Genomic DNA, 12,252 nt, shown 5'->3' with positions numbered 1-12,252 from the left:
TCGCCGCCGGCGCCGAGCGGATCGCGTGTCATGTAGTAGCCGTGCTCGGGATGGCCGAGCGCCAGCGCCATGTAGTGCGACACCGGGATCGGCCCCGTCGCCGCGATCAGGCGCGCGATGTGGCGCGCGAGTTCGGTCATGTTACTTGCGCTTCGCCGCCGGCTGCTTCGGCGCGGTCGCGCGCGGCGAGAGCCATTCCGAAAGCGCCGGCGCCTTCCAGACGATGAGCGCGCCGATCAGGATCATCGGGATCGACAGCACCATGCCCATGGTGAGCCAGCCGCCGTAGAGATAGCCGACTTGTACATCCGGCTCGCGGAAGAATTCGACGATCACGCGGGAAACGCCATAGCCCATGATGAAGACGCCCATGATCGTGCCGGGCCGTTGCAGCAGCTTGAAGCGATGCGTGAGTAGCCGGAGAACGAGAAAGAGCACGATGCCTTCGAGCGCGGCCTCGTAGAGCTGGCTTGGATGGCGAGGCATGGGACCGCCATTCGGGAAGACGACGCCCCAGGGCATGTCTGTCGGCCGGCCCCAGAGTTCGGAATTGATGAAGTTGGCGATGCGGCCGAAGAACTGCCCGATGGGCTGCGCCGCGCTGACGAGGTCCATCAGCGTCAGCATCGGAATGTTGCGCCGCCGCGCGAAGATCGCCAGTGCGACGAGCACCCCGAAGGCGCCGCCGTGAAAGCTCATGCCGCCCTGCCAGACGGTGAAGATCTCCGCCGGATGGCTACTGTAGTAATCGAAATTATAGACGAAGACGTAGCCGATCCGTCCGCCGAGGATGACGCCGAGCGCCGCCCAGAGCAGCGCGTCGTCGATCTCGAGCTTGGTGATCGGCGCCGACCCCGTCCAAAGCTTCGGCGTATCGATCATGCCGAGGATATAACGCCAGCCGAGCACCAGCCCCGCGATATAGGCAAGCGCATACCAGCGGATCGCCAGCGGTCCGATATGGATGAGAACCGGATCGATGTTGGGAAAGGGAATGCCGGTCATAGGGCCTCGTCGTGGGCGCGGAATGCCGGGCCAGTGTCACCGCCGCCGCTCGGGTGTCAAGCCGCGCGGCGGCGTCACGGTCGCGATGCGACTGTTTCCCTAGCTTTCGACAACGGCCCTGGGTTCGCGGATCACAAGCGCGTCACATGACAATTCAGACAGGATTTCCTTGGCCGTGCTGCCAATGAGAATGTCCAGAAATCCACTTCTGCCGTGTGTGCCGAGGACGACCAGATCGACGCCGCGATCGGTCGCATATTGCCTGACCAGAAGGCTCGGGTGCCCATATTCGACGAGATGGTGGAAGTTTCGGGCCTGTTCGGGCGCCAGTCCCGTTTCGTCGAGAAAGGTCTGGTAGTCGCCCGCGATCATGTCCTTGTAGTCTTCACGGTAACGCGCAGGATCGCCGGTCATGCCCGCCATGGGCGGATCGAAGGCATGAAGAATGCTGAGCCGGTGATCGGGAAAAAAACCCATCGCCCCCCTGAGGGCGTGCCTTGAGGATTCCGAAAGATCGGTCGTCACCAGAATGTTGCCGTAAGGTCCTCGGACACGCTGCTTGACGATTAGCAGGGGGACTCGCGACCGTTTCAGCAAGCGGTCGACCGTCGCGCCGAGACCGAAACGCCCAAGCGTTTCATCGCGCGCGATGCCGGTGACGATGAGCTCGCATTGATACTTCGCGGCGGTTCTCAAGATGACATCGGAGGGCTCGCCTTCTTCGACGATGGCTGTGACATTCGGCGCCGCCTGCAGCATGTCGCGCCGCAATTGCTGCTCGACGACGGCTTTCATGTCGGGAGGGCGCCGCCAGCTCGGAAGAGAGTGTTCCCTTGCGCTTGCGTAATTCGATGCGCGCTCCAGAGCGTGAACCGCGATCAGTTCTGCCTGCCATGTCGCCGCGAGATTCGCGGCGCGGTCGAGGGCGCGGTCGCAGCGAGCGCTCAAATCCGTCGCCAGAAGGATTCTACGAGGGCGGGTCATGATTCTGCTCGCTTCCGTCATGTCTTAATCCTTTCCTGTTCGATGCGCGCGTTCCTTGATACCGGTCAACTACGGTTCCGCGTCGCCGAAAATCCTGAACCGACGCAGAAGTGCCTTCTCGATTTCCAGAAGGACCATGAGCAGCACGCCCGCGGCGACGATGAGAAGACCGTCGACAATCCCCAACGGGCGCGTCTCGAAGAGGTCCTGCATGAACGGCGCATAGGTAAAGGCGAATTGCGCGGCGACGACGGCTGCGAGCGCGAGCAGGACGGCGGGCGTGCCCAATGCGCCGCGCCATGTGAACGACGTCATGTGGAGATAGCGCACGCTGAAAAGATAGAAGATCTCGAAGACGACGATGACGTTGACCACCATGGTCCGTGCCGTCTCTACGTCGATATCTCGCGCCATCGCTTGAAAGAAGATGCCGAGCGCGCCGATCGCGAAGAGCAGGGAAACGACGACGACGCGCCAGACCAGGAACGGAGAGAGCAGCGGCGCTCGGGCGGATCTCGGCGGCCGGCGCATGACATCGCGCTCCGGCGGCTCGAACGCCAGCGCAAGGCCAAGGGTGACCGAGGTGATGAGGTTGATCCATAGAATTTGGACGGGTGTCATCGGCATGATGAAGCCGAAAAGGATGGCGACGATCACCGTCAGCGCCTCGCCGCCATTCGTGGGAACTGTCCAGGAAATGACCTTGCGGATATTGTCGTAGACGGTACGGCCTTCATGCACGGCCGCGACGATGGAAACGAAATTGTCGTCGACGAGGACCATCTGCGCGGCTTCCTTGGCCGCCTCCGTTCCTTTCCTGCCCATGGCGACGCCGACATCGGCCTGTTTCAGCGCCGGCGCGTCGTTGACGCCATCTCCGGTCATAGCGACCACGGCGCCGGTGGATTGCAGCGCCCGTACGATACGCAACTTATGTTCGGGACTTGTCCGGGCGAAGACCTCGGTATGAACCGCAAGCTCCGCGAGTTTCTCGTCCGGCGTCCGGTCGATATCTGCGCCGCTGACGACGTCCGGCCGTTCCGTCAGGCCGAGTTGCCGTGCGATGGCGGCGGCTGTCGCGGCGTGATCGCCGGTGATCATTTTTACCGCGATGCCGGCGGAATGGCATTCGGCGATAGCCTGCACAACCTCGTCGCGCGGCGGGTCGATGAAGCCCGCGATGCCGAGCAGGGTGAGGCCGTGCTCCACGTCTCCAAAGGAAAGCCGGTTCCCGGAATGGACCGGGGTTTTGACGGCAAAAGCCAGCACACGCTCGCCATCGGAAGCGGCGAGCGTGGTTTTGTCGGTCCAGTAGGCAAGGTCGAACGGTCGGGCACCGGCCGTTGTCGCCTGCATGTCGCACATGGCGAAGATGCGTTCCGGTGCGCCCTTGACGAAGATCTCCCGTCCATCCGCGCTTGAACCATGGCTGGTCGCCATGAAGCGGTGTTGTGCGTCGAAGGGAATTTCATCCGAACGAGGCCATTCCGACCTGAGATGTTCGGGATTGAGCCCCGCCTTCATCGCAAGCGCAACCAGCGCGCCTTCCATCGGGTCCCCGTCGACGAGCCATTGCCTGTCGGTATGGTGCAGGCGGGCGTCGTTGCAGAGGAGGCCGGCGCGGATGAGCGGCATGGCTGCTGCCAGCGCGGCGACGTCTTCGTCCTTTCCTTCCGCCGTCAACTCGCCCTCGGGCTCGTAACCGGAGCCGCCCACGAGAATCGCATGATCGGCGGTGATGATCCGCCGCACCGTCATTTCGTTGCGCGTGAGTGTGCCGGTTTTGTCGGAGCAGATGACGGAGGTGGCGCCGAGCGTTTCCACCGCGGGAAGATGGCGGATGACGGCGCTGCGCGCGGCCATGCGCTGGACGCCGATCGCAAGCGTGATGGTGATGACGGCGGGCAGCCCCTCCGGCACGACGCCGACCGCAAGCGCCACGACGGCGATCAACGCGTCCGCCCAGGCAAAGCCGCGCACCAATGTCGCGAAGGCGAAAAGGAGAATGGCCGCGAGGATGGCGACCCATGTGAATCGCTGGCCGAACCGGTTGATCTGCCGCAGCAGGGGCGTTGTGAGTTCCTTCACGCCTTCGATGAGCGTGCTGATATGGCCGATCTCGGTTCGCGAGCCCGTTGCAACGGCGACGCCGGTTCCCTGTCCGGCGGCAACCAGTGTTCCTGAAAACCCCATGCATACGCGGTCGCCGAGCGGTGCATCCTCCGCGACGATGGCGTCGGTCTTTTCCGCGACCACGGATTCGCCGGTCAGCATCGACTCGTCGATGAGAAGGCCGCGCGCTCGGATCAGCCGGATGTCGGCAGGAACGCGATCGCCCGCCTCGATGAAGACGACATCGCCGGGCACGACCTCGGCGACGGGAACGGTCGCCCGATGACCGTTCCGCCGCACGGTGGCGAGCGGCGATATCATCTTTCTGATGGCACTGAGCGCCTTCTCGGCCTTGTCCTCCTGAACGAAGCCGACGATCGCGTTGACCATGACCACGGCGACGATCACGGCGGCGTCCACATGGTGGCCGAGACTCCAGGCCGCCACCGCCGATGCGAGAAGGAAGTAGATGAGCGTGTTGTTGAACTGCGCCAGGAAGCGCAGAAGAGGGTGACGGCGCGGGGCTTCGGGAAGGGAATTGGGGCCCTGGGTGGCCAGCCGGCCCGCGGCCTCCTCCGCCGTAAGGCCGTCGGGGCTTGTGCCGAAGGCACTGAAAAGCTGGTCCTCCGGCACGGCATACCAGGCTCGTTGCGATGAAAGAGCTCCAGAAGCGTCATGCGCCGGTCGTGTCGATGCGGTTATCTGGATGTGCTGGCCTTTCCTAAGACTGATTTTCAGTATCGTACAACGGGCCGGCTCGAGGAAAACCGGACAAATTGACCCGTTCGATTTTTGCTGCCCGAGGAGTTATGTTCGGCGGCCCGAGAGTTAGGAGAGCGACATGACCCAGACGCAGAACCGCGTTTTCGACGAGATTGCCCGGCTGTTCACCAATGCCGCCGGCGCGGCCCAGGGTGTGCGTCAGGAGGTCGAAACGGTGATCCGCTCCCAGGCGGAGCGGCTGGTCGCCGACCTCGATCTGGTCCCTCGCGAGGAGTTCGAGGTCGTCCGGGCCATGGCGGCCCTTGCCCGCGAGGAGAACGAGGCCCTGAAACTCCGTGTCGAGGCGCTGGAAGCCCAACTCGCCCGGAAGGCAAAAGCGGCCTCGAAGGCCAGGCCCGCCGAGGCCCCCGAAGGGGCCAATGACGGCGAATAGCCTGCCCGTTTAATCCCCGGCTTTTTCGGCCCCGCCGCGCCCCCGAGGGTTGCGCCGACTCAAGACATGCGTCACGTTGGGATGGTGGGGCAGGAGGTCGCAGCCTACAATATGTAGCGTTTCGGGCCTGCCGAAGAGGCTGCCGAGTCGGGGTACAGAATGACTGCTTCTCTCGTTGAAGCCGACGAGTTCGATCCAAATCCCCTCGATCTGCTGGAGCAGGTGGCTTCGATCCGTGACTGGATTTTCGAGCGCAGCCACGAGGATGAGTTGACGATCTGCGTTGCGGGCGAATGGCGCGATCACCAGATTTCCCTGAACTGGCGCAACGACCTCTCCGGTCTTCATGTGGCGACGACGCTCGACATCCGCGTGCCCTACGACAAGCGGCCGCAGATCCGGCACCTGCTGACACTCATCAACGAACAACTCTGGTCCGGCCATTTCGATCTCTGGTCGGAAGAGGGCGTGCTTCTCTATCGGAACAGCCTGTTGCTTTGCGGCGGGGCGACCGCGACGCCGGAACAGTGCGAGGCGCTGCTGCGGCTGGCGGTCGAGGCCTGCGAGCGGTATTACCCGGCGATCCAGTTCGTGCTCTGGGCCGGGAAGTCCGCCGAAGAGGCGATCGCGGCGGCGATGTTCGAGACACGGGGCAATGCCTGAGCATGTGGGTTTCGCCCGCAGTTTGAGACGGTTTCTGAAATGACATTGAAGTTGCAACGACCGCTCGTTCTTGTCGGCGCCGGCAAGATGGGCGGCGCTCTTCTGTCCGGCTGGCTCGCGGATGGATTGTCGCCGAAGCAGGTCTTCGTGCGCGACCCGTCGCCCTCGGACGAGGCTGCGAAATTCATCCTCGGTGCCGGCGTGCACCTCAACGCCGCCATCGACGACCTTGCCGCGCGCAAGCCCTCCGTCGTGCTGCTCGCCGTGAAGCCGCAGCTGATGGACCAGGTGCTGCCCGATCTCGCACCTCTGGTCGTGCCCGATGCGCTCTTCATCTCGATTGCGGCAGGCACGAGCCTCCACAGGCTGAAGGAGCTGCTGGGTGCCGAAGCCCGCATCGTGCGCGCCATGCCGAATACGCCGGCTTCCGTCGGTCGCGGCATGACGGTCGCCTGCGCCAATGCGCTCGTTTCGCCCGAACAGCAGGCGCTTGCGAGCGAACTTCTGGCCGCCGTGGGCGATGTCGACTGGGTCGAGAGCGAACCATTGATCGACGCCGTGACCGCTATCTCGGGCTCCGGCCCGGCCTACGTCTTCTATCTGGCCGAATGCCTCGCGGCGGCCGGCGAGGCGCTCGGCCTCGAGCCGGCGCTTGCGCTCCGCCTTGCGCGCGCGACCGTTTCGGGGGCGGGCGAAATGCTTCATCGGCTCGACGATGAGCCGTCGACGTTGCGCAAAAACGTCACCTCGCCGGGCGGTACGACGGCCGCGGCGCTCGACGTGCTGATGGGCGAGGGCGGGCTCTCGCCGCTTCTCCGCCGCGCCACGGCCGCCGCCCGCGACCGTTCCCGCGAACTCGGTCAGTAGGCCGTGGATGCGCTCTTCGATCCGCTGTCGCTTTTCGGCCTCTTCGCCGTCACTGTGATGCTTCTCTGCTACGCGCTCGAAGATCGCAGCCGCTGGTTCGTGCTGGGCTTCGCGGGTGGCTGCGGGCTTGCCTCGCTCTATGGCTTTCTGCAGGGCGCCTGGCCCTTCGGCATCGTCGAGGGGATCTGGGTCGTCGTCGCGGTCAGGCGCTGGTGGCGTCTTCCGGCCTGAATGCCTATCTTCTCCGGCATGAGGAGATTAGGACAATGGCCCGCAAGCAATCGTCGCCCCGATCCACGCCTGAAGACAGGATCGTCGAAGCCGCGCTGAAGCTCGCCGCGACGCGCGGCTGGCAGGATCTTGCGCTGGCCGATATCGCGGCCGCCGCGAAGGTGAGCCTCCCGGACCTCGCAAAACTCTTTCATTCGAAATCCGCGATCCTTGCGGCATGGACGCGACGCATCGATGCGGATGTGCTCGCCGCCGCCGAGGCCGAAAATCTCGAAAGCGAAAACCCGCGCGACCGCCTCTTCGATGTGCTGATGCTGCGCTTCGACGCGCTCGCGCCGCGAAAGCCGGCCCTGAAACGCATCGCGCAGGATCTCGCCCGCGATCCTCTGGCTGCGGGGACGATGCTGCGCCCGGCGCTGCAGTCGCTCGGCTGGATGCTCGAAGCGGCGGGCTTCGATTCATCCGGTCTGCGCGGTGCCCTGCGGGTCTGCGGCCTCGCCTTGATCTGGGTGGCCGTCTTCCGCGTCTGGCTCGACGATGGCGAGGATCAGGCGAAGACCATGGCCGAGCTCGACCGGCGGCTCAGGCAGGCGGAAGGAATTATGAAGCGCATCTCGCGCGCCGGACCTCGCCGCAAGGAGGACGTTGCCGCATGAGATCGCCGCTCCCGCTTTGCGGGAGAGGGCTCGTCACACCGGCACGTGGATGACGGCGCGAAGGCCGCCCATGGGGCTCTTCGAAAGTTGTACGTCGCCGCCATGTCCGCGTGCGATGTCGCGCGCGATGGCGAGGCCGAGCCCTGTTCCACCCGCGTCGAGATTGCGCGCCGCGTCGAGCCGGTAGAAGGGACGGAAGACCTCTTCGAGCTGGTCTTCCGGAATGCCCGCGCCGTCGTCGTCGACCACGATGTCGATATCGTCCTCGTCGCGCACCGCCGTTACCCAGACATGGCGCGCATATTTGCCGGCATTGTCGATGATGTTGGTGAGGCAACGCTTGAAGGCGTTGCGCCGGAGCGGAAGGACGAGATCGCCATGAAGCTGAAGGGCGACGCTATGGCCTTTGCGTTCGGCGTCGTTCTTGATTTCGGCAAGCAGGTCGCCGAGTTCGGTGAGTTCCGAGGCCTCGCGCTGATGGCCGCGCGTGAAGTCGAGATAATCTTCCAGCATGCGCTCCATCTCGCGCACGTCGGCCCTCAATTCCTCGGTCTCCGGCGTGTCGCGCAGCATGGCGAGTTGCAGCTTGAACCGCGTCAGCGGCGTCCTGAGGTCGTGGCTGACGCCGGCGAGCATTGCCGTCCGCTGCTCGATCTGGCGTCTGATGCGCTCGCGCATTTCAAGGAAGGCGACGGCGGCGCGCCGTACTTCAGAAGCTCCCTGCGGCTTGAAGCTCGGCACGTCGCGGCCCATGCCGAAATCCTCCGCCGCCTCCGCCAGACGCTCGATGGGCCTGATCTGGTTTCGCAGAAAGAGGATCGCGACTGTCAGCAGCACGAGCGACGCACCGACCATCCAGGCGATGAAGATATGCGAGTTGGCCGCATAGACATGGCTGCGGAGCGCGAGCGCGCGCATCACGCCGCCGGGGTAGGCGATGCGGATGTCGACATAGTCGCTATATTGTTCGGTATTGATCCAGAACGGTCGATTGATTTGTGTACGGATTTCATCGGATAGAGAACGGTCGAGAAGGCCGTATTGCGTCGAGGACGTGGTCGGCAGTTTTTCCCCGGGCAGGAACGCGACCGACATGGAGAGGAAAGTGTTCGCCCGCGCCGAAATCTGCGCCGCCGTCTCTGCCGTCGGGTTCTGCTCATATTCCGACAGCAGAAGCGCGACGTCGGAGATCGTGTTCTGCGACAGGCGCTCGGTCACCATCTGCCAGTGCCGATCCATGAAGACATAGGTGACGAAGGCCTGCAGGATCACCATCGGTGCGACGATGATGATGAGCGACCGGCCGTAGAGGCCGGTCGGCATCAGACGCTTCAGGGTCGTGAACGGCCGGAACGGCATGAATTTCTGTCTCGGGCGGCTGTCTGTGTCGGGAGCCGCCATTATATGGGGTTTCGCCGGCCGATTGTCAGTCCGGCATCAGCACGTAGCCTTCGCCGCGCACCGTCTGCAGATAGGTCGGATTGCGGGGATCGGTTTCGATCTTGCGTCTGAGTCGGTTGATCTGCACGTCGATCGAGCGCTCGGCGGCCTCGTCGTCGCAAAGGTCGAGCCGCGACAGCGTTTGCCCCGGATGCGTCGAGAAGATGCGCATCAACTGCACTTCGCGCGTCGTCAGCCGGATCAGCTCCTCGCCGCGCTTCAGTTCCCCGCGTGTGACGTTGAAGCGGCAATCGCCCAGGGCGATCTCCTCGTTGCGCCCGCCGGGCGCCCGGGAGCGGCGCAGGATCGTGCCGATACGCAGCAGCAATTCGCGCGGCTCGAAGGGTTTGGAAAGATAGTCGTCGGCGCCGCTTTCGAGGCCCTGAATTCTGTCTTCGGTCTCGCCGCGCGCGGTCAGCATCAGGATGGGGACCGAGGAGGAGCGGCGGAGAGAGGTGGTGAGTTCGACGCCGCTTTCGCCCGGCATCATGACGTCGACGACGAGAAGATCGAAGGCGAGGCCGGCGAGTTTCGCCCGCGCCTCTGCCGCATTCTCGGCCGTGGTGACGCGATAGCCATGGTCGGCGAGATAGCGCTTCAGCAATTCGCGGATGCGCCGGTCGTCGTCGATCACGAGGATATGCGCGGCGTCTTCGTCGGGGATCGGCGCGCCGGCTTGCGTCTTCTGTTGATCGTCGGCCGTGTGGGACATGCTCACGGCTCCCGGTTGATGATCTGTTCGACGTCGGGTCGATGCTCCTCGTCGATCAGCGCCAGCATGATGTCGCGCCATGCCGCTTCACCGTGGGGGCCGGCGGCGGCCAGCGCCTTTCGCACGCGCTCCTTCTGCGGCACCGCGAGGCGGTCCCATAGTTCGGCACCCGCGCCGGTGAGATAAAGCCGCCGCTGGCGGCGGTCCGTCTCCCCGGTCTTCTGCTCGATGAAGCCGCGTTCGATCAACTGGCGCAGGACGCGCGCCAGGCTCTGTTTGGTGATGCGCAAAATGTCGAGGAGCTCGGCAACCGTCATGCCCGGATTGCGGCCGACGAAATGGACGACCCTGTGATGGGCGCGCCCGAACTCATAGGCACCGAGGATCGTATCCGGCTCGCTGACGAAATCGCGATAGCCGAAGAACAGAAGCTCGATCGCCTCGATCAGGCGCCGATCGGCCTCCCCCGACCCGGCGGGGCGCACGGCAGGGGCGGGCGTCCTCGTCCCCTTGCCCGGCTCGATGGCGGCGGATCGCGCCTTTCCGATGGTCTTTATGTCGCTCATAAATTTATGTCAGCCATGTTGACATATTTTTCGTCGCCATGCTAGCGTCCCTTCAGCCGCCCGGAAGACCGGACAAATCGGGCCCGGTCGAATCTCTGAATTCTATATGTTTTCGCCAAGCTTTAACGGGGGCAAAGTGGCCTTCAGGAAACTTCAGGCGAGCAGGGCGGCGATACAGGAACACGCACATGGCAGACATCCCTTTCGACAAACGCGACGGTTTCATCTGGTTCAACGGCGAACTCGTTCCCTGGGCGGACGCCAAGATCCATGTGCTGACTCACGGCCTCCATTACGGGAGCGCGGTATTCGAGGGATGCCGGGCCTATAGCGGCGAAATCTTCAAGCTGCGCGAGCATTCCGAGCGCCTGATCAATTCGGCCGATATTCTCGGCTTCAAGATTCCCTATTCGGTCGAGGAGATCGACGAGGCCTGCCGGGCCGCGCTCAAGGCGCAGAAGCTTGTCGACGGCTATGTCCGCCCGATCGCCTGGCGCGGCAGCGAGGCGATGGGCGTGTCCGCGCAGAAGAACAAGATCAACTTCGCGGTCGCCGCCTGGGAGTGGCCCTCCTATTTCGACCCCGAGCAGCGCAAGAAGGGCATCCGCCTCGACATGGCGCAGTACAGGCGTCCCTCGCCGGAGACGGCGCCGTCCCATGCCAAGGCCGCCGGCCTCTACATGATCTGCACCATCTCCAAGCACGCTGCCGAGGCCAGGGGCTATGCCGATGCGATGATGCTCGACTATCGCGGCTATGTCGCCGAAGCGACCGGCGCCAACATCTTCTTCGTGAAGGATGGCGTCATCCATACGCCGCTCGCCGATTGCTTCCTCAACGGGATCACGCGCCAGACGGTGATCGACCTTGCCGAAAAGCGCGGCTACGAACTGATCGAACGTCACATCATGCCGGAAGAGCTCACGACCTTCTCCGAATGCTTCATCACGGGCTCGGCGGCGGAAGTGACACCGGTCGGCGAGATTGGCCCGCACCGCTTCACGCCGGGTCAGATCACGGCAACGCTTTTTGACGACTACATCGCGACCGTGCGCCGCGACATCCGCGTCCACGCAAGCGCGTGAGGGCTACGTGTCATTGCGAGGAGGCGCAAGCCGACGAAGCAATCCAGTTCTCGCTTGATGCCTCTGGATTGCTTCGCTGACGCTCGCAATGACGGGAAAAACAAAAGCGGCTGGGGAAACTCAGCCGCTTTTCTTGTCCCACCTCTTCGCCGCGTCGTCGTCGCTTCCCCGCGCCTCGACCCAGCGCTCGCCCTCCGGGCCCGCTTCGCGTTTCCAGAAGGGCGCGCGGGTTTTCAGATAGTCCATCAGGAATTCGGCGGCGGCGAAGGCGTCGCCGCGATGGGCGGAGGCCGTGACGACCAGAACGATATTGTCGCCGGGCGCGAGCTTGCCGATGCGGTGGACGATGAGGCTTGCCTGCAGCGTCCAGCGCTCATGCGCCTCATCCTCGATGCGGCCGAGTTCGCGCTCCGTCATGCCCGGATAATGTTCGAGTTCGAGCGCCACGTCGCGGACGATGCCGGAAAAGGTTACGACCGCGCCGATATCGGTGCGGCCGCGTGTGAGGTTTGCAATCTCCGCGCCGATGTCGAAATCCTGCTCCTGCACCCTGATCATGACTGCCTCTGAAGCCCTCCCCCCTTGAGGGGGAGGGTTGGGAGGGGGGTGGGCCGCCAGAAAGAAAGACGTTTTTCCGAAGAAGCCCCCCCGCCCGAACGGCTTCGCCGTTCGACCTCCCCCTCAAGGGGGGAGGTAAAAAATTGTAAAGATCCAACGATCATCTCAGCCCCCCGTCACCGGCGGAAAGAATGCGATCTCCCGCGCCCCCGCGATC

13 protein-coding genes and 1 pseudogene are annotated in these 12,252 nt (G+C 64.0%); 6 read left to right on the top strand and 8 right to left on the bottom strand.

Features of this window, described 5'->3' with window-relative positions; all coding sequences use genetic code 11:
• The 4 genes and pseudogenes from VMR03_RS05605 to VMR03_RS05590 all read right to left on the bottom strand — a co-directional run.
• A pseudogene (locus VMR03_RS05605) lies at positions 1 to 140 on the bottom strand (class I SAM-dependent methyltransferase); the annotation flags it as partial.
• 1 nt (position 141) lies between these two features.
• On the bottom strand, positions 142 to 1,005 hold the full coding sequence (gene lgt / locus VMR03_RS05600) for a prolipoprotein diacylglyceryl transferase (RefSeq protein ID WP_325403093.1): 864 nt from the start codon (positions 1,003 to 1,005) through the stop codon (positions 142 to 144).
• Positions 1,006 to 1,104: 99 nt separating this feature from the next.
• Positions 1,105 to 1,989: a universal stress protein gene (locus tag VMR03_RS05595; RefSeq protein WP_325403091.1), complete on the bottom strand. Its 885-nt coding sequence runs from the start codon at positions 1,987 to 1,989 to the stop codon at positions 1,105 to 1,107.
• Between the two features lie 69 nt (positions 1,990 to 2,058).
• Positions 2,059 to 4,734 (bottom strand): cation-transporting P-type ATPase, encoded by a 2,676-nt coding sequence (locus tag VMR03_RS05590; protein WP_325403089.1) that lies wholly within the window; start codon positions 4,732 to 4,734, stop codon positions 2,059 to 2,061.
• A 208-nt stretch (positions 4,735 to 4,942) separates the two neighbouring features.
• Here VMR03_RS05590 and VMR03_RS05585 point away from each other — a divergent pair, with 208 nt between their 5' ends.
• From VMR03_RS05585 to VMR03_RS05565, 5 genes are all read left to right on the top strand, one after another.
• Entirely contained in the window at positions 4,943 to 5,257 is a 315-nt protein-coding gene (locus tag VMR03_RS05585) for an accessory factor UbiK family protein (protein WP_325403087.1), read from the top strand.
• A 159-nt stretch (positions 5,258 to 5,416) separates the two neighbouring features.
• Positions 5,417 to 5,920 (top strand): YbjN domain-containing protein, encoded by a 504-nt coding sequence (locus tag VMR03_RS05580; RefSeq protein WP_325403084.1) that lies wholly within the window; start codon positions 5,417 to 5,419, stop codon positions 5,918 to 5,920.
• A gap of 39 nt (positions 5,921 to 5,959) precedes the next feature.
• Positions 5,960 to 6,787 (top strand): pyrroline-5-carboxylate reductase, encoded by an 828-nt coding sequence (gene proC / locus VMR03_RS05575; RefSeq protein WP_325403082.1) that lies wholly within the window; start codon positions 5,960 to 5,962, stop codon positions 6,785 to 6,787.
• 3 nt (positions 6,788 to 6,790) lie between these two features.
• On the top strand, positions 6,791 to 7,018 hold the full coding sequence (locus tag VMR03_RS05570) for a hypothetical protein (RefSeq protein WP_325403095.1): 228 nt from the start codon (positions 6,791 to 6,793) through the stop codon (positions 7,016 to 7,018).
• A gap of 35 nt (positions 7,019 to 7,053) precedes the next feature.
• A complete protein-coding gene (locus tag VMR03_RS05565; RefSeq protein ID WP_325403080.1) occupies positions 7,054 to 7,674 on the top strand; it encodes a TetR family transcriptional regulator in 621 nt (206 codons plus the stop codon).
• Positions 7,675 to 7,707: 33 nt separating this feature from the next.
• Here the strand turns inward: VMR03_RS05565 and VMR03_RS05560 are convergent, their stop codons facing one another.
• The 3 genes from VMR03_RS05560 to VMR03_RS05550 all read right to left on the bottom strand — a co-directional run bounded on the left by VMR03_RS05560 (position 7,708) and on the right by VMR03_RS05550 (position 10,392).
• Complete coding sequence (locus tag VMR03_RS05560) at positions 7,708 to 9,033, bottom strand: ATP-binding protein (protein ID WP_325403078.1); 1,326 nt, start codon at positions 9,031 to 9,033, stop codon at positions 7,708 to 7,710.
• A gap of 67 nt (positions 9,034 to 9,100) precedes the next feature.
• Complete coding sequence (locus VMR03_RS05555) at positions 9,101 to 9,826, bottom strand: response regulator (protein ID WP_325403076.1); 726 nt, start codon at positions 9,824 to 9,826, stop codon at positions 9,101 to 9,103.
• Positions 9,827 to 9,828: 2 nt separating this feature from the next.
• Positions 9,829 to 10,392, bottom strand: coding sequence for a MarR family transcriptional regulator (locus tag VMR03_RS05550; protein WP_325403075.1), 564 nt, complete (start codon positions 10,390 to 10,392; stop codon positions 9,829 to 9,831).
• A gap of 188 nt (positions 10,393 to 10,580) precedes the next feature.
• Here VMR03_RS05550 and VMR03_RS05545 point away from each other — a divergent pair, with 188 nt between their 5' ends.
• On the top strand, positions 10,581 to 11,477 hold the full coding sequence (locus tag VMR03_RS05545) for a branched-chain amino acid aminotransferase (RefSeq protein WP_325403073.1): 897 nt from the start codon (positions 10,581 to 10,583) through the stop codon (positions 11,475 to 11,477).
• Positions 11,478 to 11,597: 120 nt separating this feature from the next.
• Here the strand turns inward: VMR03_RS05545 and moaE are convergent, their stop codons facing one another.
• Positions 11,598 to 12,035, bottom strand: a complete 438-nt coding sequence (gene moaE, locus VMR03_RS05540; RefSeq protein WP_325403071.1) for a molybdopterin synthase catalytic subunit MoaE — start codon at positions 12,033 to 12,035, stop codon at positions 11,598 to 11,600.
• Positions 12,036 to 12,252 lie beyond the last annotated feature (217 nt).

This window comes from Parvibaculum sp. (assembly GCF_035511255.1).
Taxonomy (GTDB): domain Bacteria; phylum Pseudomonadota; class Alphaproteobacteria; order Parvibaculales; family Parvibaculaceae; genus Parvibaculum.
Note: the sequence above shows the minus strand (reverse complement) of the source record. Positions and strands in the feature narration are given on the sequence as shown.